Below are 23741 nucleotides of genomic sequence, written 5' to 3' on the forward strand. Positions count from 1 at the left end.
GGTGATGAAGATGAAACAAAAAGTAGATACGATGTTGCGTACTGCATTTGAATTAAAAGCATCTGATATTCATTTGACGGTCGGTATTCCCCCTATTTTTCGCATTAATGGGGATTTGAAGCGATATGGGCAATACGTATTGTCACCAACTGATACGGAACAAATGGCAAAAGCGATCGTTCCTGAAAAGATGTGGTCTTATTTTGAAGAAAACGGGGAGTTAGATTTGTCATATAGCCTCGCAGGCGTTTCGCGTTTTCGTGTTAACGTGTTTAAACAACGAGGCTGCATTTCGCTTGCGATCCGTATTGTGCCGACAAAAATTCCGACGCTTGACGAATTGCAACTACCAGATGTATTGAAAAAGATGGTAACGAAACCTCAAGGACTCATTCTTGTCACAGGACCAACGGGAAGCGGAAAATCGACGACGTTAGCCGCGATGATTGACTATATGAATAAAACGATGCGCAAACATATTATTACGCTTGAAGATCCTATTGAATATGTGCATAAACATGGGGGATGTGTCATCGATCAGCGCGAAGTTGGGACGGATACGAACAATTTCGCAAACGGTTTGCGGGCAGCACTTCGGCAAGATCCGGACGTCATTTTAGTCGGCGAAATGCGCGATTTAGAAACGATTCAAACAGCAATTACCGCCGCAGAAACAGGACATCTCGTATTCGGTACGCTCCATACGTCAAGTGCGCCTGCGACGATTGATCGAATCATTGACGTATTTCAACCAGAACAGCAAGCACAAATTCGTATTCAATTAGCGACCGTTTTAGTTGCGATCATTTCACAACGATTATTTCCACGCGCGCAAAAAAATGGGCGAATTGCGGCGACAGAAATTTTAATCAACAATGCAGCTGTTGCCAATTTAATTCGCAACGGGAAAATTCATCAAATTCCAAGCGTCATGCAAACAAACCGCGCACTTGGCATGCATACGCTTGAGGCGAGCATTAAAGAGCTTGTGCAGCAAGGATTGATCGCAAAAGAATCGGTCGAGCCGTACTTGCAGGAAGGATGATAAATATGGCGCAATTTCGCTATGAAGCACGCGACGTGCGCGGGGGGGTAAAAAAAGGAACGATCGTTGCTTCGTCGCGACGAGATGTCATGATGAGACTGCGCGAACAACGATTAAAAGTCATTGATGTGCGTGAAATCCCCCAGACGTCATTAACAAAAGAAATTACGTTTGGTAATCCCGTCAAACTACAACATTTCGTCATTTATTTGCGTCAATTTGCAACGCTTTTAAAGGCAGGGGTAACGATTGTTGACGCCACTCGTATTTTAGCCGAACAAACAGAAAGCAAAGCGTTAAAAAAAGCACTGATGCATATTGAAGAACAATTAAGAAGCGGTCAACTGTTATCTACAGCGATGACTAATCACCCAAACATTTTTCCTCCGCTTGTCATCAATATGATTCGGGCTGGAGAAGCGAGCGGAAGTATGGAAGAAACGCTTGAGAGGCTTGCGGATCATTTTGAAAAAGTGCATCGGACACGCCAAAAAATTGTTTCCGCTTTGGCATATCCTGTTGTTGTTGGAATCATTGCTGTCATCGTTGTCATCTTTTTGCTCGTTAGTGTCGTACCGACGTTTGTTTCGATGTTTGCGGATTTCGGGGCGGAGTTGCCAGCGATTACGAAGTTTGTGCTACGTGCAAGTGAAGTGATGCAAACGTACTGGTGGGGCGTTATTTTACTCATGTTTAGCCTATACGGATTACTTTTTTTATTAAAAAGACAAAAAGTGACGAAATATTATTTAGATGTCATGGTGTTGCGCATGCCGATTTTTGGGAGCATGATGCAAAAAGCAGTGCTTGCTCGCATGACGCGCACATTAAGTTCCCTCTTTTCAAGTGCTGTCCCTATTTTACAAGCGCTTGCGATCGTTGAAGCGGTCGTTGAAAATGAAGTTGTCGCTCGCGTTATTCGCACATCGCGTAATGCGCTTGAGCGCGGAGAATCGTTAACGGAACCGATGAAGCGACATTGGGTCTTTCCTCCGCTCGTGACGCAAATGATTGCGATTGGAGAACAAACAGGTTCATTAGATGCGATGCTTGCGAAAGTTGCTGACTTTTACGAAGCAGAAGTCGAAGCGGCGACGGATCGGTTAAAATCATTAATCGAGCCGTTGATGATTGTGATGCTTGCTAGCGTCGTTGGGACGATTGTCACATCTATTCTAGTTCCTATGTTCGATATATTTAATCATATTCAACAATAAAAAAATAGTACTTTTCAACTACATTGAAATATTGTAAAATTATTCACGAACATAAAAAATTGAGAAGGAGAGGATTTCAGTTGGTAAAAAAGTTTTTCCGTAATGAAAAAGGCTTAACATTAATTGAATTGCTGGCAGTGATCGTTATTTTGGGGATCATTGCTGCCATTGCGATTCCAAGTATTGGGGGATTAATCGAGAACTCTCGTAAAGATGCCCACATTGCCAATGCACAACAAATGGTAAATGCAGCACGGCTAGCGTATACAGCAGATAGCACAGTAACAGAGTATACTTTGAAATATTTAGAAGAAAAGAAGTACTTAGAATCTGTCAAAAAGCCTGGTGGCGGTCAGTATGATAAAACTGCCTCAAAAGTAGTTTTAGATGACGGTGTGTGGAAAGTGACGCTAGTATCAGATAACAAAAAACACATTGATAATGAAGATCCAGGTAAAGTTAAAAGGGATGATGTAACATTATAATCTTTACATTTGTCCTCGGTCTTCTTCTCGGCTCTTTTTATAATGTTGTTGGGTTAAGGGTGCCGAAAGGGGAGTCGATTGTTGCGCCGCGTTCGCATTGTCCATCTTGTAAGCGAACGTTGACAGCGTTAGAGTTAATTCCGGTCGTTTCGTATATGTTGCAAAAAGGGAAATGTCGCGCGTGTTGTGCGCGCATTTCCTTTGTTTATCCGTTCGTTGAGCTGTCCACGGCTATATTGTTTACGCTCGCTCCATTTCTTGTCGGTTGGTCAGCGGAAGTAGCCGTTAGTTGGACGCTCATTTCTTTATTCGTTATTATTTTCGTTTCTGATGTGCATTATATGATTATTCCAGACCGTGTTTTATTATTTTTTGCGCCACTTCTTTTCATTGAGCGCATATGGCTCGTGCCGCTTACTCCTTGGTGGGATAGTTTGCTCGGTAGTTTTGTTGGATTGATGATGTTGTTTCTTATTGCTCTTGTGAGTAAAGGTGGAATGGGCGGTGGAGATATTAAACTATTTGCAGTGATCGGTTTGGCGCTTGGGGTAAAATTAACGGTTTTAGCGTTCTTTTTATCGACGTTCGTTGGAACGATGTTTGGTCTGATTGGCATGGCAATAGGGCGTGTGAAGCGTGGCGAACCGATGCCATTTGGACCAGCCATTGTTGTTGGTACACTGATCGCCTATTTTTTTGGTGAAGCGATGATTGATATGTATGTAAAGGCTATGATGTAAGGAGAACAAACTATGCGGCTTTTTTCAATGAAAAATAAAGTGGGCAACATTGTCATAAAAGATCACGTCATTCGCTATGTAGAGTTAAAACAACAACAACCGCTCATATGGCATACATGCGAGGAATGGCCGCTTCCAGAAGGGATTGTGCGCGACGGGAAAATTGCTGATGAAGAGCAACTTGCTCACATTATGGAGCAATGTGTCGATATGTGGAACATAAAACGTCGTCGCGTCCGTTTTCTCGTGCCTGATCCGCTTATCGTCATTCGTAAAATTCCGTTACCGAAAGAAATGGAGCATGAGGACATACGCAGTTATTTATTTATGGAAATTGGTGCGACCATTCCACTTCCGTTTGAAGATGCGGTATTTGATTATGCGGTGCTTGAGAAAACGAAAGAAGCGCTCCACGTTTTATTATTTGCAGCTCCAGAAGCAAACGTAATGCAATATGCACAGCTATTTGAAGCAGTCAAATTAAAACCGATTGTGGCAGATATTTCTCCGCTTAGCTTATATCGCTTATTTTACACATTTGATTTAGCGAACGATGTCGATCACTTTTTATTCGTTCAATTTGATTTATCGTCGTTAAACGTCAGCGTATTTTATCAACATCGTCCAATATTCACGCGTCAGTTAGCGTTTGATGCCCAATGGACGTTTTGGGAAAAGACGAATGAAGGATGGATGTGGTTAAAAGAAGGTCAACCTGAACGTCAGCTAGAGGACGTATATAAAGAACTCGAGCGCGTCATGAACTTTTACCGTTTTTCATTACAACAAGGCAAGGCGCAAATTACCCGCATCGTCATTACTGGGGACCATCCGCTCGTTCATACATTTTCCCTTTTGTTACAAGAGCGTCTTGATGTCGCGGTTGAAACGTTGACGCTGCCGCTTTCGGTCGACCCTGCTTATTATTTACCAATTGGACTCGGACTAAAAGAGGGTAATGCATATGCTCGTAGAAATTAACTTACTGCCAAAACGTGAACAAAAATCCCGACTTATTCCACTTTTATCCATTGTGTTTGCTGTTTTATTGATCGTTGGCGCGGCAACGTTTTATGTCATTGTACAGCGCATGGAACAACAAATCGCGCAATTAAAAACGGAGCTCGATCAAACGAAAGCGTTACGAATCGCAGAAGAAGAAAAACAAAAAACAGCTGCGAACACATCTGTCGGAGTCCAGTTGCAAGAAGCGATTCAATGGGCGGAGCAATATCCGATTCATACGGTCGCGCTTTTACATGAATTGATTGAACGTTTGCCAGAGCGCGGGTTTTTAATGAACGTTTCTTATGCGCGAGATGGTGCCATTCAATTGACTGCTCAATTTGATACAACGCGTGAAAGTGCTGCATATTTACAAGCGTTAAAAGATGCCTCGTTTATCGCTGACGTAAAACTGACGAGTTTAACTGCATCAGAAGGAAAGGCGGAAGAAGAAGGAGCAATGCCGCGGTATATCGGACAGTTTACTGTTCAACTGAATATGGAGGAATGGAAAAAACAGCAACAAGGAGGGGAAAAATGAGAAAAGGACTTATCGTGACGGTCTCTCTCTTGTTGCTTACGCTACTATCATTTGCGCTATATATATATGTGTACAAACCGCTCGATGACCGAAAAGAACAACTGGAAACAGAATTGCAGACGGAAAAAAAGTTGCTGCAAACGTTGCAAAGCAAACAACCGTCGGACGATTTGCGTGTTAGTCTTGTCGAGTTACAAAAACGCGTTCCTGTTCAACCGTTTGTTGAGCAATTTTTATTAGACATTGAAAAAGCAGAGGTCGTATCAAATAGTGAAGTATTGTCGCTTACTTTTCAAGAAGGAGAAAACGTTGAAGGACCTCCAACGCCGATTCAAAAATTGACAGTCAATCTATCTGTTCGTTCTCCTTCCTATTTTGCACTCGAACAATTTATTGATGTGTTAGAACGATCAAAGCGCATCGTTTCCGTTGATTCATTATCGTTCACAGGATATGAAGAATGGACGACGGTCATGGATGAAGTGCCACAACTGTCTTATTCTTTAACTGTGTCAACGTTTTACGCACCAGAATTGCGCCAATGGATTGAGCAATTGCCACCGCTTGATTTACCGCAACCGAGCGAAAAGCGAAATCCGTTTCCTTCATTAACGGAACAATAAAGGGGTCGGTTGGATGCAAGATGAACGAGGAATGACGCTAATCGAACTGTTAGCTGTCATTGTCATTTTAAGTATTTTAGTCATGATTGCGACTGTGTCTGTCGTTGAGGTCATTAAAAAGTCACGTGATCGAGCGTTTGTTGCGACAGCGTATACGCTGTATGAAGCGGCGCGGCTTCACGTTGGTGCGCAAAAAGTAGAGTTTTTAACGCCAAATCAAAGTGAGGTATTGACGTACAAACAATTAGCGAATGACGGTGTCATCGAAGTGATCATTGATCCGTATACGTCAAAGCGTTTGCCGCCGAGCGATGATTCGTACGTCATCGTAACAAAACAAAGCGATGGTCACATTCGCTACGCTGTTTGTTTAAGAGGGGAAATGAAGCAAATTTGTAAACAAAACGGTGTGCCTGTCGATCAATTGTCGGTAGATGACATTCAAGATCGATAGTGCGAAATTTGACGAAAACCTTCCGCAACGAGACGACAAATGTCTCGTTTTTTTTTTCTTTTTTTATGTTACGATGGGCGAAGAATGACAGCGGGAGGGAAAAAATGGACAAGCCAGCGAAAAAAGCGATCGTTATTAAAGTGAACGGAAAAGAGCAACCGTACACGTCAGTGACAAATACATTGCCCCAATGGTCGAACGAGGAAAGCAATGAACAAAGTGAAAAACAAGATGAGCTCATACCATTTGAAATGAGTAAACGATATACAAGATCACCTTGGCGCTCCTTTGTATTAGCGATCGCTTTAGCGGTTGTTCTTGGGACAAGCTTCGGCTTACTTGTATTAACAATCATCCCGACAACAGAGAGCAAACCGACTTCAACAACGACGTTACAACAAGAACAAAATGAAGAAGTGCCAACCTCACAACGAACAGAGACGATTTTCGTCGTTCAAGGTGGGGTGTTTCAAGATGAAAAAGCAGCAAATGTATATGTACAAAAAATAAAGGCACAACAACGTCCGAGTGTAATAATTGGAAAACAACCTGTTTATGTATTTTTAGGCATGGCATTAACGAAAGAGGAGGCAAAGAAAATCGCGGGCTTATACGAATCGCTCGGAATTGACACATACGTAAAAGCATGGAACGTATCGGTGGACGAAAAAGAAAATGAGCCGTTTATGACGATCGTTTCCGCGATTAGTTTATTGTTGGATGGGCAACAACTTTCCAATGAACAATGGAATGAGTTACAGTCGTATTCGTTTCATGATGAACAGATGAAAAAAGCGTATGAAGCGCTTTTCGCTTTCCGGCAAACAAACGATCAAGCACAATTATGGGCCGCACAACAACATATATTAAATGTTTTACAATAAGAAGCGCACAGCTTCTTTTTTTCTTTGTCGAACCATTGTATATTGTGTATAAATTTGGTACGATACAAGTGTATCTTCCTTGAAACAAACGCTCATGACAGAAAGGTGATGACGATGCAACTTGTGTTAGCTTCTAGTTCTCCTCGTCGAAAACAACTTCTTCGTATGCTTGGACTTCCGTTTGACATCCTCGTCAGCGATGTCGATGAATTATTCGATGCCGAGTTATCCCCAAGTGAAATTGTACAGCAGCTCGCACATAAAAAAGCAAATGCGGTATGGCAACAAAAAAAAGACGCGTGCGTCATCGGGGCTGATACGATCGTTGTGTGTGAAGGAGAGGTGCTTGGGAAGCCGACGAGCGAACAAGACGCCTTTCGTATGTTAAAACGTTTATCCGGAACGACACATGAAGTATGGACAGGTGTCGCCATTTGTACAGAAAAAGAGTGCGTCACTTTTGCAGAAAAAACGGACGTTACGTTTTGGCCGCTTACAGATGAAGACATTTGGGCGTATATTGCGACAAAAGAACCGCTCGATAAAGCGGGCGCGTACGGCATTCAAGAACGGGGAGCGCTTTTTGTAAAAAAGATTGACGGCGACTATTTTTCCGTTGTTGGTTTGCCGATTGCAAGGCTTGCTCGCGAATTAAAAAAATTCGGATTTTATCCATTTCGTTAAAAAAAGGTTAAAATAGAGGGGGGAACGTATGCTTATTCGTCATGTTCCACCCGATGAACGCCCGCGTGAACGCTTGCTTTCTGAAGGACCGCAAAGTTTATCCAATCAAGAATTGTTAGCCATTTTGCTTCGCACGGGGACGAAACAATATTCCGTTCTTACGCTTGCGCAACATTTACTTACCCATTTTGAAGGACTTCGTCAGTTAAAAGATGCAACGATTGAAGAAATGACAAGCATTAAAGGGATCGGAAAAACAAAAGCGATCCAAATTATTGCAGCGCTTGAGCTTGGCCGACGCGTGCATCAAATTCAATACGATGATCGTTACGTCATTCGTTCTCCGGAAGATGGTGCACGTTACGTCATGGAAGATATGCGTTTTTTAAGCCAAGAACATTTCGTTGTGTTATATTTAAATACGAAAAATCAAGTGATGCATAAAAAGACAGTATTTATCGGCAGTCTAAATGCATCGATCGTCCATCCGCGCGAAGTGTATAAAGAAGCGATTAAACGTTCTGCTGCTTCCATCATTTGTATTCACAATCATCCGTCAGGAGATCCGACGCCGAGCCGCGAAGATATTGAAGTGACGCGCAGGCTCGCAGAATGCGGCCGCCTCGTTGGCATTGAGCTGCTTGACCATTTAATTATTGGTGATAAAACATATGTGAGTTTAAAAGAAAAAGGATATGTGTAAATCGTTCTCTTTTCATTGTAATTGCGTTATAATAAATGTCATGAGTTTTTGAAAGCATTTTGTTTCAGAAAGGAAGATACGAACATGTTTGGAATTGGATCAAGAGATCTCGGAATAGATTTAGGCACTGCCAATACGCTTGTATATGTCAAAGGAAAAGGAATCGTTTTGCGCGAGCCTTCTGTCGTTGCGCTACAAAAAGATACGAAACAAATTGTTGCGGTTGGGAATGAAGCGAAACAAATGATCGGACGTACGCCAGGAAACGTTGTGGCACTTCGCCCGATGAAAGATGGAGTGATCGCTGATTACGAAACGACAGCCATTATGATGAAGTACTACATTAAGCAAGCGACGAAAAATAGCGGACTGTTTGCTGGAAAGCCATACGTGATGGTGTGCGTGCCGTCAGGGATTACGGCGGTCGAGGAGCGTGCCGTCATTGACGCAACGAGACAAGCAGGGGCTCGCGACGCTTATACGATCGAAGAGCCGTTTGCGGCAGCGATCGGTGCGAATTTGCCTGTATGGGAACCGACAGGAAGCATGGTCGTCGACATCGGGGGTGGCACAACGGAAGTCGCTGTCATTTCTTTAGGTGGTATCGTTACGAGCCAGTCAATTCGTGTTGCTGGTGATGAAATGGATGAGGCAATTATCCAATATATTCGCAAAACGTACAATTTAATGATTGGGGAGCGCACAGCGGAAGCGATTAAAGTCGAAATTGGTTCGGCAGGCAATCCGGAAGGGATCGGAAGCATGGAAATTCGCGGTCGCGACTTATTAACAGGCTTGCCAAAAACGATTGAAATTCATGCGGAAGAAATCGCTGAAGCGTTGCGCGATACGGTATATGCCATTGTTGATTCCGTAAAAAATACGCTTGAAAAAACGCCGCCAGAACTTGCTGCAGATATTATGGATCGTGGAATTGTGTTAACGGGTGGAGGAGCGTTGTTGCGCAATTTAGATAAAGTCATTAGCCAAGAGACGAATATGCCAGTCATTATTGCTGAAAATCCGCTCGATTGCGTCGCGATTGGTACAGGAAAAGCGCTCGACCATATTCATTTATTTAAAAATAAAGCGCGAGACCATCGCTAATGTGTAAGAAGGTGTCGTCATGCCGAAATTTTTCTTAAATAAACGGCTAATTATATTGCTTGTTAGCATCATGGTACTCGTGGCTCTCATCGGTTTTTCGTTAAAAGAACGAAGTGAATTAACATGGATGGAAAAATTCGCAAAAGACACCGTTGTTTTTATGCAATCTATCGTGCACAAGCCCGCACAGCTCGTTGCGGGCTTCTTTGAAAATGTGAACGATTTGCGCCGTACATATGAAGAAAACAAACAGTTAAAAGCGCACTTAGAGCAATACGTTCTCTTGCAGTCCGAGGTGGAATCGCTCAAAAAAGAAAACGAACGTTTGCGTGAACTACTTGATAAAAAAGAAAGTTTACGTGATTTTGTCGCCATTCAAGCGACGGTGATCGGGCGCAATCCAGATCGTTGGGAAGAGACGTTAATTGTAAATAAAGGATCCCAACACGGTGTAAAAAAAGATATGGCTGTTATTACACCTCAAGGACTCATCGGCAAAGTGCGTAGCGTCTCACCATTTAGCGCAACGGTGCAACTGCTTAGCGCAAATGATCGACAAAATCGCATCTCTGCGTTTGTTCAAGGAGATGAAAACGTATTCGGTTTAATCGAAGGATACGATGAAGAACGGGAAGCATTGCTGCTGAAACGCCTTCCATATGATGCGAAAATAAACAAAGGACAGCGTGTATTTACATCAGGACTTGGCGGGATTTTTCCAAAAGGACTATTTATCGGAGAAGTGGAAGAAGTCGTTGCGGATGAGTACGGGCTTACACAAATTGCCTATATCAAGCCAGCAGCGAATTTTTATGACATTGATGATGTGATGATCGTGAAACGAAAAATTGAAATGTCGCAAGAGGAGGAAGGACAATGAGACGTTTTTTTCTTCCTTCCCTTGTGACCGTTATGTTTTTATTGGAAAGCATTATCGTACAACTTTTCCCCGATCCGTTATTCGATGTTTATTTGCTCGTTCCGCGCATTTTGCTTATTTTGATCGTGTTTATTACGATTTTTATTGGACAAACAGAAGGAATGACGTATGGATTTATTTTTGGTCTGTTATATGATGTCGCATATACAGAACTATTAGGCGCTTATGCGTTCGCCTTTTCGCTTATCGCTTATTTAATTGCGAAAGCGATGAACGTTTTTCATAAAAATGCATGGACAGCTTCCTTTTTTGCGATTGTTGCCATTGCATGTGTCGAATGGTACGCATATGCCATTCAACTCGTTATTAGCCGGACGACGATGCCTGTTCAAACGTTTTTGCAGTCGCGCTTTTTGCCAACGCTATTTATTCATACAATTGTTATTTTAATCATTGCTTATCCGTTAAAGCAAACGCTGCTTAAGTGGTGTGAGAAGCGGGACGAATCGTCGCCAGTATGAAGGAATACAAGAAAAATGCGGAGAACTATTCATTGAGGTGAAAGTCGTGGCTGGCAAGGAGAAAAGACCATATGTGTCAATGAAAGGGACGAAAGAAGGGCTGACGTTGCATCTTGATGATACGTGTGCCTATGACGAATTGTTAAAACAAGTGGATGAATTATTGACGACAACAACACGCGACGAAGAAGGGCCACTTGTTGCTGTGCACGTTCATGTTGGTAACAGATATTTGACGCGTGAACAAGAAGAACGATTGCGCGATGTGATTCGAGCAAAGAAACATTTAATTGTCCACTCGATTGTAAGCAATGTCATGACGAAGCAAGAAGCGTTGGAATGGAAAAAGAAAAATGAAATTGTATCGGTCGCGAAAATCATTCGTTCTGGACAAGTGCTACACGTCGACGGAGACTTACTTTTAATCGGTGATGTAAATCCTGGTGGGACGGTCATTGCAACAGGAAATATTTTTATATTAGGAGCATTGCGCGGCATTGCGCATGCTGGGTATGAAGGAAACCGTCAAGCCATTATCGCTGCATCAGTGATGAAACCGACACAGTTGCGCATTAGTGATGTGATGAACCGAGCACCAGACTATCGTAGCGATGAAGGAAATGAAATGGAGTGCGCTTATATTGATGAACATGATCAAATTGTTGTCGATCGACTCCAGCTATTGACGCATTTACGTCCGAATTTAACCCGGTTAGAAAGGAGTTTTTGACAGTGGGAGAAGCGATTGTTATTACTTCTGGAAAAGGCGGCGTTGGCAAAACGACAACGACGGCAAATCTCGGAACAGCGCTAGCGCTATTAGGAAAGCGTGTCTGTCTCGTTGACACCGATATCGGTTTGCGCAACCTTGATGTCATTATGGGGCTTGAAAATCGCATTATTTACGATCTTGTCGATGTCGTCGAAGGACGTTGCACGATTCAAAAAGCGCTTGTGAAAGATAAACGATTTGAAGATCGTTTATATTTATTGCCAGCTGCCCAAACGAGTGACAAATCGGCTGTCACACCAGAGCAAATGAAACAGCTCATTGACGATTTAAGACAAGATTATGATTACATTTTAATTGATTGTCCAGCAGGCATTGAACAAGGATATAAAAATGCTGTTGCTGGAGCTGATGAAGCGATCGTTGTGACGACGCCGGACATTTCAGCTGTGCGCGATGCTGATCGAATTATTGGTTTACTTGAAAAAGAAGAGCATATGAAACGACCGCGTTTAATTATTAATCGCATTCGTAGTCATATGTTAAAAAATCATGATATGTTAGATATTGATGAAATTGTGATGCACTTATCGATTGATTTACTTGGGATTATAGTCGATGACGAACATGTCATTAAAGCGTCAAATAACGGTGAACCGATCGTTCTTGATCCGAACAGCAAAGCGTCTTTAGCATATCGCAACATCGCCCGTCGCCTTCTCGGTGAATCCGTACCGCTTATGTCGCTCGATGATGAAGAACAAAAAGGTTTTTTCTCGAAAATAAAAAAGCTATTTAGCGCGCGTTAGCACTTCCGTTTGGAGGTGCTTTTTTTATTCATATCTTCTCCATTTCCCCATACATATAATACAAATCGGACGAGAGGGGTGTGGAGTGTGAGCGATCGAATTGAACATATTCGAAAGCGAATCGCCAAGCGAAAAAAGGAGCGTGAACGTTACGTTCAAACGATGATGACAAACTGGAGTGAAGAAGAAAAATATGGGAATCCAACAGTTGTGACGTACGATGTGGAGCGAGAACCGCCACTTTTTCGGAAAGATATATTTTTATTGAAAAGCTTTTTATCAGCTCTTTTGTTTTTTGGCGTTGCGATTTTATTTCAATACGACTCTCCGAACGTTGAAGGTGCGCGTACATTTGTGAAACAAGCGATGGAAAAAGATTTTCAATTTGCGACAGTTGCACAATGGTACGAAAAAACATTTGGGAAGCCATTAGCATTTTTTAACGTAAAAAAACAACAAGAGACAACAACAGCCGCGTATGCCTTTCCAGCTTCAGCGCGCGTTGTGGAAACGTTTGAACATAATGGACAAGGCATCGTCATTGAAACCGATCAAGCCATTAAAGCAGTCGAAGAAGGAATTGTCGTATTTGCAGGAGTGAAAGAACCGTACGGAAAAACAGTCATTATTCAACATGCGGATGGAAGTGAAACGTGGTACGGAAAGTTATCCGCTATTTCGGTGAAGTTGTATGATTTCATTGAGGCAGGAAAAGAAGTCGGGAGAGCGGAAATGAATAATCATAAAGGCTTGTTTTATTTTGCGGTGAAGCAAGGGGATCATTTTATTGATCCAGTTCAGGTGATTTCCTTTGAATAAATGGTTATCTATTTTTATAAACATTCATATTCATCCGCTTTTTTGGGTTGTTGCGCTTATTGCCATTATGACTGCACAATTTCAGACGCTTCTTTTATTGTTTTGGATTGTGCTTTGGCACGAACTAGGACACGTTGTCGCAGCGCATATGTTTTCATGGCGCGTCAAACGCATTTTACTTTTGCCGTTTGGCGGAGTGGCTGAAATGGATGAACACGGGAACCGACCGTTTCATGAAGAATTGATCGTCACATTAGCAGGGCCGTTTCAGCATATATTTATTTTTTTCATCGCGTATATCGCTCATGAAGCGAACATGTTATCTAATGAATGGTATTATCAACTAATTGAATATAATGTATCTATTTTACTTATTAACTTGTTGCCCATTTGGCCGCTTGATGGAGGGAAGCTCTTTTTTTTGTATCGTACGGCGCGTACATCGTTTCGACGGGCGCACGAACAAACGCTTTATGCTTCCGTCTTTTTTTTAGTCATCTGTTTCGTCGCTTTATTGATCAACGCTCCATTGCACATGAATTTATGGATCATCGCCTGCTTTTTAGCGCATGCCATTTGGATGGAATGGAAGCAACGTCCGTATGTGTGGATGCGTTTTTTGTTGGAACGATATTACGGAAAACGGGTCGAATATCGAGCGTTAAAGCGACTTGTCGTGGATGCGAACGATTCGTTATTTCACGTTCTTCTTTTATTTCATCGCGGGAAAAAACATGCGATTATCGTAAAGAAAAATCAAATGGAAATGGAGCTTGATGAAAACGAATTGTTGTACGCTTATTTTCATGAGAAACGAACGAATGAACCGATCGGCCATTTGCTTTATACGTATTGACAATTGTTTTCTTTTTATGCTATCATCTTCTATGTTGTGTAGCACCCGTGCTACAACCGCTCAGCTAAGGCTATTTAAGCGTTCGCTTGAACCGCCTCACAGCTGGCGAGTCTGAGTCTAATTTAGGAGGTGCAAATATGTACGCGATTATTGAAACTGGTGGAAAACAAATTAAAGTACAAGAAGGCCAAGCGATTTACATCGAAAAAATTGATGCAGCAGAAGGCGAAACAGTAACATTTGACAAAGTGCTATTTGTAGGTGGCGAAAACGTAAAAGTTGGCAATCCTACAGTCGCTGGCGCAACAGTAACGGCGAAAGTTGAAAAACATGGTCGTCAAAAGAAGATCATCGTTTTCAAATATAAGCCAAAGAAAAACTATCGTCGTAAGCAAGGTCATCGCCAACCATACACAAAAGTTGTGATCGAAAAAATTAACGCATAAGGCGTAAGCGATGATTCGTATCACGATTAATCGAACGGTGGAAGGGACGATTCGTTCCTTTACGATTAGCGGACACGCTCAGTTTGCGAAGCGTGGACAAGATATTGTATGTGCAGGTGTATCAGCCATTTCGTTTGGTGCGGTTAACGCAATTGTCGCCTTGACGAATGTGAAACCGATCATTCAACAAGGAAAAGACGGCTATCTTCATTGCGAACTTCCGACAATTGAAGATAAGAAAGCACAAGCCGACGTGCAACTTCTTCTTGAAGGGATGATCGTGTCGCTCCAAACGATTGAGCGTGATTACGGAAAATACGTCAAAATAACGACGAAAACGTTGTAGGAGGTGACACGGCATGTTACGTTTAGATCTTCAGTTTTTCGCATCGAAAAAAGGGGTAGGTTCAACAAAGAACGGTCGTGATTCGATCGCAAAACGTCTTGGCGCGAAACGTGCAGACGGTCAATTCGTTACAGGCGGTTCTATTCTTTACCGTCAACGCGGAACGAAAATTTACCCAGGATTAAACGTGGGACGCGGTGGCGACGACACACTTTACGCGAAAGTTGACGGCATCGTTCGTTTTGAGCGCATGGGTCGCGATCGTAAAAAAGTGAGCGTATATCCTGTTGTGAAAGAAGCATAAGGAAGTGGAAAACTCTAACCGACTTGGTTAGGGTTTTCTTTTTGTTGGCGTATGTTATAATTATAGTCAAACTGTTTATGGGAGAATGAATGATGGAGAAGCGGTGGACGATTGTAGAGGCATTGCGTCATTCCCGACACGATTGGCTCAATAAAATCCAATTAATTAAAGGAAATTTATCTTTACAGCGTATCGATCGCGTCAATGAAATAATTCAACAAATTATCATTGAAGCAGAAAATGAAGCGAAGCTCACGAATTTACAAACAGAACGGTTTGCTGAACTGCTCATGACGTACCATTGGCAAGCACGCCACATTCAACTAGAGTATGAAGTGTTAGGAGAGCCACGTTCATTACATGCATACGATCATATGCTCGCTACGTGGTGTCAACGATTTTTACATATGCTTGAGGAATGTTCTTCTCCACATGTTGAAAACTATGTAACGATTACGATTGACTTAACAGAAAACGATGTGCGGCTCTTTTTTGATTATCGTGGTATGCTTCATGAACTTGAGATGGTAAAACAATGGATTCAAAAGCATAGTCAATATGATGCGTTCACGCTTTGTGAACATGCGATTCATGAACATGAACTAACCATATGTGCAATGATTCATCTTGTTGAGTAAAAGATGAAAAGATCGGAGGAGAAAAACGATGTTTGTTGATCAAGTGAAAATATATGTGAAAGGTGGCGACGGTGGAAACGGAATGGTCGCGTTTCGACGCGAAAAATACGTACCGAAAGGCGGACCTGCTGGAGGAGACGGTGGAAAAGGTGGCGATGTCGTCTTTGTTGTTGATGAAGGGTTGCGCACGTTAATGGATTTTCGCTATCAACGCCATTTTAAAGCGCCGCGCGGCGAACATGGCATGTCAAAAAATCAACACGGGAAAAATGCAGAAGATTTAATTGTAAAAGTGCCACCAGGGACAGTTGTCATTGATGATGAAACGAAAGAAGTGATTGCTGATTTAACAGAGCATGGACAACGATTTGTCGTAGCAAAAGGCGGACGAGGTGGACGTGGAAATACTCGCTTTGCGACTGCATCAAATCCGGCTCCGGAAATTGCTGAAAATGGCGAGCCAGGGCAAGAACGATACGTGACGCTGGAATTAAAATTGCTCGCGGACGTTGGACTTGTCGGCTTTCCGAGCGTTGGCAAATCGACGTTATTATCCGTCGTTTCAGCGGCAAAGCCGAAAATTGCAGACTATCATTTTACAACGATCGTTCCGAATTTAGGTGTCGTTGAAACAGAAGACGGCCGCAGTTTTGTTATGGCTGATTTGCCGGGGCTTATTGAAGGAGCGCATCAAGGTGTCGGGCTTGGGCATCAATTTTTGCGCCATATTGAGCGGACGCGCGTCATCGTTCACGTCATTGACATGGCTGCCATAGAAGGCCGAGATCCGTATGAAGATTATTTAGTCATTAACGAAGAATTAAAACAGTACAATTTGCGTCTAACAGAGCGGCCACAAATTATTGTTGCGAATAAAATGGATATGCCAAACGCGGAACAACATTTGCGTGAATTTAAACAAAAGTTAAAGGACGATGTGCCGATTTTCCCGATTTCAGCAGTGACACGTCAAGGGTTGCGCGAACTATTATTTGCGATTGCTGATCTGCTTGAAACGACACCAGAATTTCCGCTTTATCCACAAGAGGAAGAAGCGATTCATCGCGTCGTTTACAAATTGGAAAAAGAGGAAGCACCGTTTCATATTACGCGTGATGATGATGGAACGTTTATTTTGTCAGGAGAAAAAATTGAAAAGCTGTTTAAAATGACCGATTTTTCAAGAGAAGAGTCGGTGCGTCGCTTTGCACGTCAATTGCGTTCGCTTGGCGTCGATGATGCGCTGCGCGCTCGCGGAGCAAAAGATGGGGATATTGTAAAGCTGTTGAATTACGAATTTGAATTTGTCGACTAATGCGAAAGGGGGAGCTTGTGCGGTGGATAAAAAATTTTATTTAGTGCGGGAAGATGTATTGCCTGAAGCAATGAAAAAAGTGTTGGCGGCAAAAGAATTAATTGAACGAAAAAAAGTCGATTCTGTTGCCGATGCTGTGCAACTTGTCGATGTCAGCCGAAGCGTTTTTTATAAATATCGTGACGCGGTTTTCCCGTTTCATACGATGGTTCGGGAACAAATTATTACGCTTTTTTTCCATTTAGAAGACCGCTCAGGCACCCTTTCGAAGCTATTAAGCGTCGTTGCCTCGGCAAATTGCAACGTTCTTACGATTCACCAAACGATTCCGCTTCAAGGGCGGGCGAATGTCACGTTGTCCGTTAGTACGAGCGAGATGGCGATAACGATCGATGAGTTACTTTCGCAATTAAAACAGTTGCCTTTTGTTGAAAAAGTAGAAATTCTCGGTTCAGGGGCGTAGAGAGGGGAAGGATTGTGAAAATAGGATATTTAGGACCAGAAGGGACGTTTACACATGCGGCTGTTGAAGCGATTTTCCCTCATATACGAAACGTTCCATATCATACGATTCCACAATGTATGGACGCTGTCCGCGATGGAGAAGTCGAGCTAGCCGTTGTCCCACTAGAAAATGCACTAGAAGGTTCTGTAAATTTGACGATCGATTATTTAATTCATGAATGCAATTTACCGATTGTTGGAGAAATTATTGCACCAATTGAGCAACATTTGCTCGTACATCCATCTCAATTGGACGATTGGATGCATGTTGAACGCATTTATTCTCATTCGCATGCGATTGCTCAATGCCATAAGTTTTTACATCGTCATTTAAAGCACGCCACGTATGAATACGTCACATCAACAAGCGCAGCAGCAAAATATGTGAGCGAGCATCCAGAAGAAAAGATCGCGGCGATCGGCAATCGTCTTGCAGCGAAACAATACGGCTTAGCGATTGCGAAAGAAAACATTCATGACTATGACTACAACCATACGCGCTTCATTGTTTTGCATCGCGAGCGCGATTTGTTGCCTGTTACAGATAAAGAAGATGGGTTTAAAACGACGTTAATGGTCATGTTGCCAAAAGATCAGGCAGGAGCGCTTCATCAAGTGTTATCAGCGTTCGCGTGGCGAAAGCTTAACTTGACAAAAATTGAATCCCGCCCAGCGAAAACAGGGTTAGGGAACTACTTTTTTATTATTGATATTGATCAAAAAATGGACGACGTTTTAATTCCAGGAGCGATTGCAGAATTGGAAGCGCTCGGCTGCACGGTGCAAATATTAGGTAGCTATCCATACTATACGGTAAAAAAAACATCCCTCGTGTAAAGGGATGTTTTTTTACTCAATCAAAAACCGTGCTTGTTTTAATGCAGCGCATGCTTCATCAAGTTTTTCTATGGAATCTGCTTCGAGTGTATGCAGATGGACGCCATCGGTCAGTTGAGACAAGTAGGCAGATTTCGTTTCGTTAATTTTTTGAATAAATTCATCAACTTCTAACCGATTGCTAACCATAATGGACGCTGTTAAATCTCCGTATACCGGATGCTCAATTTTCACGTCTTTTACTGTGACGCCATGATCGACGATTGTATATAGTTCGTCTTTCGTCTGTTCTGGCGTGTGGCAACAAGCGATGACGCGCGTATACATATGAGTAGAAGAAGGAGATAAATATAAGTACCCTTGGCTTGTTGCAATAATCGGTTCGTTTTTTGCTTTTAATAGCGAAATATCTTGAACGATCACTTGGCGGCTCACGTTCGTTTTATTAGCCAACTCCGTTCCTGTCATCGGGCGTTTCGTTTCTTTTAACCATTGCAAAATGAGCGTTCGACGTTCTTCCCCTAGTAGTTTTCTCTCTTTTTTCATCGTGACATCCTTTCTTTTTGAAGCTGTTCAAGTGCGGAAACAACGGCTTCGACCTCGCTTTTTGTCGTATGCATGCCAAATGATAGGCGAATGAATTGTTTTGCTTCGTCTTCTTCTTTGCCGATGGCGATCATCGTTTTTGATGGTGCTTGCTTGCCGATTTGACATGCGCTTCCGGTAGAAATCGCAATCCCGTGACGATTGCAATGCAACATCACATATTGTCCTTCAAAGCCGTGAACGAGACAGCCAACAATATTCGGTAGTTGATCTGTCGGATGTTCGAAAACAGTGATTGGCAATTGTTTTTTCACGATTTGTTCAACAAAATAACGACGCAATTCGGTTATGTTTTGTTGAACCGTTTCTCGTTTTTTTTCCGCTTCAAGCGCTGCGGTTGTGAACGAAGCGATGCCAGGGACGTTCACCGTTCCGGGACGAAATCCGCTTTCATGTGTTGTGTTTGGCAGCCACATATGCCAACGTACGCTCGGATTCACATACACAGCCCCGACCCCTTTTGGACCATAAATTTTATGGCTAGCAATCGATATGCTATCGAGGTGAAGTTGTTTCACATCTATCGGTATTTTACCAAAAGTTTGTACACAATCGCTATGAAAGACAATTTGTTTTTCTTTTAATAATTCACCGATTTGTTGCAACGGTTGAATCGTACCAATTTCAGAATTGGCATGTTGAACAGAGACGAGAATCGTTTCGTCCGTTAATGCCTGTTCAAGCGCTTCGATATCCACTTGTCCGAAGCGGTCGACTGGCACATACGTCACGGTAAATCCTTCTTGTTCGAGTTGTGCGCATACAGCGTGAACGGAAGCGTGCTCGACGCTTGATGTAATGATGTGTTTCCCTTTATGGCGATGGGCGTAAGCGAGCGAACGAATAGCGAGAACGTTCGCTTCTGTTCCTCCGCTTGTAAAATATATTCCTTTTTCCTCGCCACGAATGAGTTGAGCGAGTTGTTTGCGACAAATCGTAAGCAATTCGTTTGCAGCTGTTCCGACATCATGGAGGCTGCTTGCATTTCCAAAATATGTTCTCGCACTTTGTACATAAACTGCTAAAGCTTCTTCACTCATTGGTGTTGTTGCGGCGTAATCTAAATAAATCATCTCGTTCACCACTTCCAAAAACAAAAGTCTTGTCATCAGTTTAAATATATGTCAATATAGGTGTCAAGACAGTATGAAATGGAGGAACATCCATGCGTGAAGCGGATGTGATTATCATCGGGAGCGGCCTTGCAGCGTTAATGGTTGCCTACCATTTATGCGAGCATAAAAATGTGATTATTTTCACGAAGTTGAAAAAAGAAACGAGCAACTCTTGGCTTGCTCAAGGGGGCGTCGCGGCTGCCATTCATCCTGACGATCATTGGTTAACTCATTATACGGATACGATAATTGCCGGATGTGAGCATAATGACGAGGAAGCGGTACGCATTTTAGTTCAAGAAGGACGCGAGGTCATTCAACAGTTTATGAACCTCGGTTTTTCATTTGATGTTGATGAGCATGGCCAATTGCTTTTCGGGCAAGAAGGGGCGCACCGTATGAGACGCATTTTACATGCGGGGGGCGACGCGACAGGAAAAAACATGGTTTCATTTTTATTTGAAAAGCTTTCTAGCCGTGTGACGTTTATTGAAAACGATCCGGTCATTGATTTGCTCGTTTCCGATGGACGTTGCGTAGGTGTACAAACGAAAAATGGAACGTATACAGCGAACGCGATCGTGATTGCGACAGGCGGGATTGGACAGTTATATACGTTTACATCAAACGCAGAAACGGCAACGGGCGATGGCATTGCGATGGCATATCGGGCTGGTGCCGCTGTGTCGGATATGGAATTTGTCCAATTTCATCCAACGATGCTTTATGTGGACGGAAAAGCTGTCGGTCTCATTTCGGAAGCGGTTCGTGGAGAAGGAGCGATTTTATTGACCGATGACGGTCGGCGCGTCATGGACGGAGTGCATCCACAAAAAGATTTAGCGCCGCGCGACGTCGTGTCTCGGGCCATTGAGCGCGAAATGAAAAACGGTCATTTTGTTTTTTTAGATATCTCGATGATTCCGCATTTTTCATCCCGTTTTCCGACGATTACATCGCTTTGTGAGCGCTATCAAGTCGATTGGCGCAACGGTTTCCTTCCTGTTGTCCCAGGTGCTCACTTTTTAATGGGTGGCATCGTTGTGAATGTCGATGGTGAAACGACATTACCGGGACTGTATGCCGTTGGGGAAGCAGCATGTACAGGTGTGCACGGAGCGAACCGTTTAGCAAGCAACTCACTGCTTGAGGCGCTCGTCTTTAGTCGACGTGTTGCTTTCCATCTGTTGAACAAAACGGAGCAACGTTTGATGTTAAAGAAAAGCGAAAGAAAAGAAAATAACGTACATATTGCGTTACCGACAAAAGAGGACATTCAGCATATCATGACGCAATATGTCGGCATTGTGCGCGATTATGATCAACTGTTTTACGCGAAACAATGGTTTGAACAATATTCGATTGATGAGCTTGTCAACATGTCACCAGAGTATGATGACGAGGAGCGGACGATTATATACATGTTGATTGTTGGCTGGCTTGTGACGACTTCAGCTTTGCAAAGAAGAGAAAGCCGAGGGGCTCATTATCGAAGTGACGAGCCATTTGAAAGAACGTATTGGGAAAAGCGGCGCATCGTCCGCACGAAAGAAGAACATCTCATGAAGGAGGGATTCCGTTGAATGAGCTAAAGCTAAAAGAGTTGCTTAAGCAGTTTTTTTTAGAAGATATCGGAGAACGCGATATAACAAGCGAAATGATCTTTTCTCGTGAGGATGAAGGAAGAGCGATATTTGTTGCCAAAGAAGATGGAATTATCGCAGGGGTATCGATTATTGATATCGGATATAAGCTATTGCACCCATCGATCACATGTCAATTATATAAAAGAGACGGGGAAAGCGTAAAAAAAGGAGAGGTTATCGCCGTCGTTTCAGGTCCGACCATCCCGATTTTATCAGGTGAGCGCGTCATTTTAAATATACTCCAGCGCATGAGCGGGATTGCTACGTTGACAAATCGAGCTGTTCGAGCGTTAAACAGCAACCATACACGCATTTGTGATACGCGAAAAACGACGCCGGGCCTGCGGATGTTAGAGAAATATGCGGTAACGTGTGGCGGTGGATACAACCATCGTTTCGGTTTATATGATGGAGTGATGATTAAGGATAATCATATTGCGTTTTGTGGTTCCATTACAAAAGCAGTCGAACGCGTCCGCTCGCAGCTTGGTCATATGGTAAAAATTGAAGTGGAAACAGAGACGAAACAACAAGTGATGGAAGCGGTTGAGGCAGGGGCGGATGTCATTATGTTTGATAATCGTACGCCTGAAGAAATTCGTGAATTTGTTCAACTCGTCCCACCATCGATCATTACGGAAGCTTCCGGCGGAATTACTCTTGAAAATATTGCACAGTATCGGGATACAGGTGTGGACTATATTTCGTTAGGCATGTTGACGCATTCAGCGAAAGCGTTAGATATTAGTTTAAACGTGCAGTAGGAGGAATGAGCGATGAACGTATTACAACTCATGCAACAACAAGATGCGATGCCAGAGACGTATAAACAGTTGTCGGTCGAGGAAATGGAACAGCGCGTTGCTCGTGTCAAACGAGAGCTTGGTACGCGTTTATTTATTCCAGGACATCATTATCAAAAAGATGAAGTCATCCAATTTGCAGATGCGACAGGTGATTCATTGCAGCTTGCACAAGTAGCAGCGAAAAATAAAGAAGCTGAATATATTGTATTTTGCGGCGTGCATTTTATGGCGGAAACAGCTGATATTTTAACAAGCGATGAACAAGTCGTCATTTTGCCAGATATGCGTGCCGGATGTTCGATGGCAGATATGGCGGAAATTGAACAAGTGGAGCGAGCATGGCCAATATTACAACAAATGTTTGGAGATACGATTTTACCGTTAACGTATGTTAACTCGACCGCTGCGATTAAAGCGTTTGTCGGCTTACACGGCGGGGCGACGGTGACATCATCAAACGCGAAAAAAATGGTCGCTTGGGCGTTTACACAAAAGGAACGCATTTTCTTTTTGCCTGATCAACATTTAGGAAGAAATACAGCTTACGATCTTGGCGTTCCACTTGAACAAATGGCTGTATGGGATCCAGCGACAAATACACTTCAATACGACGGTGACGTTCAGCAAATTAAAGTGATTTTATGGAAAGGACATTGTTCTGTCCATGAAAATTTTACAGTAAAACATATTGAACATATTCGAAAAACAAAGCCGGATATGAAAATTATTGTTCATCCAGAATGTAGCTGGGAAGTTGTTCAACAAGCAGATGATGCAGGTTCGACAAAATATATTATTGAAACGATCGCTCAAGCACCGTCAGGAAGTAAATGGGCAATCGGAACAGAAATGAATTTAGTTAATCGGATTATTCAGCAACATCCAGATAAAGAAATTGTGTCGTTAAACCCGTATATGTGTCCATGTTTAACGATGAATCGCATTGATTTACCACATTTGCTTTGGGCGCTTGAATCATTGCTTGAAGGGAAAGTTGTCAATCGCATTACTGTTCCGAAAGATGTAGCTGAAGGAGCGATGTTAGCGCTTGAGCGCATGTTAGCGCGAGCATAAA

At 42.8% G+C, this 23741-nt stretch carries 30 protein-coding genes and 1 other annotated feature; of the genes, 28 read left to right on the forward strand and 2 right to left on the reverse strand.

What is annotated here, in order from left to right; genetic code table 11:
* Positions 1-10 precede the first annotated feature (10 nt).
* The 25 genes from EKC99_RS02115 to pheA all read left to right on the forward strand — a co-directional run bounded on the left by EKC99_RS02115 (position 11) and on the right by pheA (position 18493).
* Entirely contained in the window at positions 11-1045 is a 1035-nt protein-coding gene (locus EKC99_RS02115) for a type IV pilus twitching motility protein PilT (protein ID WP_163150267.1), read from the forward strand.
* A gap of 5 nt (positions 1046-1050) precedes the next feature.
* Positions 1051-2262, forward strand: coding sequence for a type II secretion system F family protein (locus tag EKC99_RS02120; RefSeq protein ID WP_163150269.1), 1212 nt, complete (start codon positions 1051-1053; stop codon positions 2260-2262).
* 80 nt (positions 2263-2342) lie between these two features.
* Positions 2343-2747 carry a prepilin-type N-terminal cleavage/methylation domain-containing protein gene (locus EKC99_RS02125; RefSeq protein WP_163150271.1) on the forward strand — a complete coding sequence of 135 codons (405 nt, stop codon included), beginning with the start codon at positions 2343-2345 and terminating at the stop codon, positions 2745-2747.
* Positions 2741-3487 carry a prepilin peptidase gene (locus EKC99_RS02130; RefSeq protein ID WP_163150309.1) on the forward strand — a complete coding sequence of 249 codons (747 nt, stop codon included), beginning with the start codon at positions 2741-2743 and terminating at the stop codon, positions 3485-3487. The genes EKC99_RS02125 and EKC99_RS02130 overlap by 7 nt, the downstream gene beginning before the upstream one ends.
* 12 nt (positions 3488-3499) lie before the next feature.
* Complete coding sequence (gene pilM, locus EKC99_RS02135; RefSeq protein ID WP_163150273.1) at positions 3500-4468, forward strand: type IV pilus biogenesis protein PilM; 969 nt, start codon at positions 3500-3502, stop codon at positions 4466-4468.
* Positions 4452-5033 carry a PilN domain-containing protein gene (locus EKC99_RS02140; protein ID WP_042534145.1) on the forward strand — a complete coding sequence of 194 codons (582 nt, stop codon included), beginning with the start codon at positions 4452-4454 and terminating at the stop codon, positions 5031-5033. Before pilM ends, EKC99_RS02140 begins: the two co-directional genes overlap by 17 nt.
* Entirely contained in the window at positions 5030-5656 is a 627-nt protein-coding gene (pilO, locus tag EKC99_RS02145; RefSeq protein WP_163150276.1) for a type 4a pilus biogenesis protein PilO, read from the forward strand. The genes EKC99_RS02140 and pilO overlap by 4 nt, the downstream gene beginning before the upstream one ends.
* A 13-nt stretch (positions 5657-5669) precedes the next feature.
* Positions 5670-6110: a type II secretion system protein gene (locus EKC99_RS02150; RefSeq protein WP_163150277.1), complete on the forward strand. Its 441-nt coding sequence runs from the start codon at positions 5670-5672 to the stop codon at positions 6108-6110.
* Between the two features lie 104 nt (positions 6111-6214).
* A complete protein-coding gene (locus EKC99_RS02155; protein ID WP_163150279.1) occupies positions 6215-6994 on the forward strand; it encodes an SPOR domain-containing protein in 780 nt (259 codons plus the stop codon).
* Positions 6995-7108: 114 nt separating this feature from the next.
* Entirely contained in the window at positions 7109-7678 is a 570-nt protein-coding gene (locus EKC99_RS02160) for a Maf family protein (RefSeq protein WP_042534153.1), read from the forward strand.
* Positions 7679-7706: 28 nt separating this feature from the next.
* Positions 7707-8381 carry a RadC family protein gene (radC, locus tag EKC99_RS02165; protein ID WP_035049165.1) on the forward strand — a complete coding sequence of 225 codons (675 nt, stop codon included), beginning with the start codon at positions 7707-7709 and terminating at the stop codon, positions 8379-8381.
* Between the two features lie 84 nt (positions 8382-8465).
* On the forward strand, positions 8466-9488 hold the full coding sequence (locus EKC99_RS02170; protein ID WP_006320433.1) for a rod shape-determining protein: 1023 nt from the start codon (positions 8466-8468) through the stop codon (positions 9486-9488).
* A gap of 19 nt (positions 9489-9507) precedes the next feature.
* Positions 9508-10368 carry a rod shape-determining protein MreC gene (mreC, locus tag EKC99_RS02175; RefSeq protein WP_042534155.1) on the forward strand — a complete coding sequence of 287 codons (861 nt, stop codon included), beginning with the start codon at positions 9508-9510 and terminating at the stop codon, positions 10366-10368.
* Positions 10365-10889, forward strand: coding sequence for a rod shape-determining protein MreD (mreD, locus tag EKC99_RS02180; protein ID WP_042534157.1), 525 nt, complete (start codon positions 10365-10367; stop codon positions 10887-10889). Before mreC ends, mreD begins: the two co-directional genes overlap by 4 nt.
* Positions 10890-10968: 79 nt before the next feature.
* Complete coding sequence (gene minC / locus EKC99_RS02185) at positions 10969-11619, forward strand: septum site-determining protein MinC (RefSeq protein WP_239639237.1); 651 nt, start codon at positions 10969-10971, stop codon at positions 11617-11619.
* 2 nt (positions 11620-11621) lie between these two features.
* Positions 11622-12428: a septum site-determining protein MinD gene (gene minD / locus EKC99_RS02190; protein ID WP_009361731.1), complete on the forward strand. Its 807-nt coding sequence runs from the start codon at positions 11622-11624 to the stop codon at positions 12426-12428.
* Between the two features lie 87 nt (positions 12429-12515).
* A complete protein-coding gene (locus tag EKC99_RS02195) occupies positions 12516-13247 on the forward strand; it encodes a M23 family metallopeptidase (protein ID WP_042534159.1) in 732 nt (243 codons plus the stop codon).
* Complete coding sequence (locus tag EKC99_RS02200) at positions 13240-14103, forward strand: M50 family metallopeptidase (RefSeq protein WP_042534161.1); 864 nt, start codon at positions 13240-13242, stop codon at positions 14101-14103. The genes EKC99_RS02195 and EKC99_RS02200 overlap by 8 nt, the downstream gene beginning before the upstream one ends.
* A gap of 44 nt (positions 14104-14147) precedes the next feature.
* Positions 14148-14226 (forward strand) — a sequence feature (ribosomal protein L21 leader region).
* 14 nt (positions 14227-14240) lie between these two features.
* Entirely contained in the window at positions 14241-14549 is a 309-nt protein-coding gene (gene rplU, locus EKC99_RS02205; protein WP_003396311.1) for a 50S ribosomal protein L21, read from the forward strand.
* A gap of 10 nt (positions 14550-14559) precedes the next feature.
* Positions 14560-14895, forward strand: coding sequence for a ribosomal-processing cysteine protease Prp (locus EKC99_RS02210; protein WP_042534164.1), 336 nt, complete (start codon positions 14560-14562; stop codon positions 14893-14895).
* Positions 14896-14908: 13 nt separating this feature from the next.
* On the forward strand, positions 14909-15199 hold the full coding sequence (gene rpmA / locus EKC99_RS02215; RefSeq protein WP_003396301.1) for a 50S ribosomal protein L27: 291 nt from the start codon (positions 14909-14911) through the stop codon (positions 15197-15199).
* Positions 15200-15288: 89 nt separating this feature from the next.
* Positions 15289-15837: a Spo0B C-terminal domain-containing protein gene (locus EKC99_RS02220; RefSeq protein ID WP_084220256.1), complete on the forward strand. Its 549-nt coding sequence runs from the start codon at positions 15289-15291 to the stop codon at positions 15835-15837.
* 28 nt (positions 15838-15865) lie between these two features.
* Complete coding sequence (gene obgE / locus EKC99_RS02225; protein WP_042534168.1) at positions 15866-17152, forward strand: GTPase ObgE; 1287 nt, start codon at positions 15866-15868, stop codon at positions 17150-17152.
* Positions 17153-17174: 22 nt separating this feature from the next.
* A complete protein-coding gene (locus tag EKC99_RS02230) occupies positions 17175-17615 on the forward strand; it encodes an ACT domain-containing protein (protein WP_042534170.1) in 441 nt (146 codons plus the stop codon).
* 14 nt (positions 17616-17629) lie between these two features.
* The gene (pheA, locus tag EKC99_RS02235) at positions 17630-18493 is read left to right on the forward strand and encodes a prephenate dehydratase (RefSeq protein ID WP_042534172.1); all 864 of its coding nucleotides are present in this window, start codon (positions 17630-17632) and stop codon (positions 18491-18493) included.
* A gap of 12 nt (positions 18494-18505) precedes the next feature.
* Here pheA and EKC99_RS02240 read toward each other — a convergent pair whose 3' ends face one another.
* On the reverse strand, positions 18506-19039 hold the full coding sequence (locus EKC99_RS02240) for a transcription repressor NadR (RefSeq protein WP_021093886.1): 534 nt from the start codon (positions 19037-19039) through the stop codon (positions 18506-18508).
* Positions 19036-20172 (reverse strand): IscS subfamily cysteine desulfurase, encoded by a 1137-nt coding sequence (locus tag EKC99_RS02245; RefSeq protein ID WP_163150281.1) that lies wholly within the window; start codon positions 20170-20172, stop codon positions 19036-19038. The genes EKC99_RS02240 and EKC99_RS02245 overlap by 4 nt, the downstream gene beginning before the upstream one ends.
* Before the next feature lie 92 nt (positions 20173-20264).
* Between EKC99_RS02245 and nadB the strand changes: the two genes are divergently transcribed.
* Genes nadB through nadA form a run of 3 tightly spaced genes read left to right on the forward strand, consistent with a single transcriptional unit; the run spans position 20265 to position 23740 of the window.
* Positions 20265-21797 (forward strand): L-aspartate oxidase, encoded by a 1533-nt coding sequence (gene nadB, locus EKC99_RS02250; protein ID WP_163150283.1) that lies wholly within the window; start codon positions 20265-20267, stop codon positions 21795-21797.
* On the forward strand, positions 21794-22624 hold the full coding sequence (gene nadC, locus EKC99_RS02255; RefSeq protein ID WP_042534178.1) for a carboxylating nicotinate-nucleotide diphosphorylase: 831 nt from the start codon (positions 21794-21796) through the stop codon (positions 22622-22624). The genes nadB and nadC overlap by 4 nt, the downstream gene beginning before the upstream one ends.
* A gap of 12 nt (positions 22625-22636) precedes the next feature.
* Positions 22637-23740 carry a quinolinate synthase NadA gene (gene nadA, locus EKC99_RS02260; protein WP_042534180.1) on the forward strand — a complete coding sequence of 368 codons (1104 nt, stop codon included), beginning with the start codon at positions 22637-22639 and terminating at the stop codon, positions 23738-23740.
* Position 23741: the final 1 nt, after the last annotated feature.

The sequence above is a fragment of the Anoxybacillus sp. MB8 genome (assembly GCF_011006755.1).
GTDB classification, from domain to species: domain Bacteria; phylum Bacillota; class Bacilli; order Bacillales; family Anoxybacillaceae; genus Anoxybacillus; species Anoxybacillus gonensis.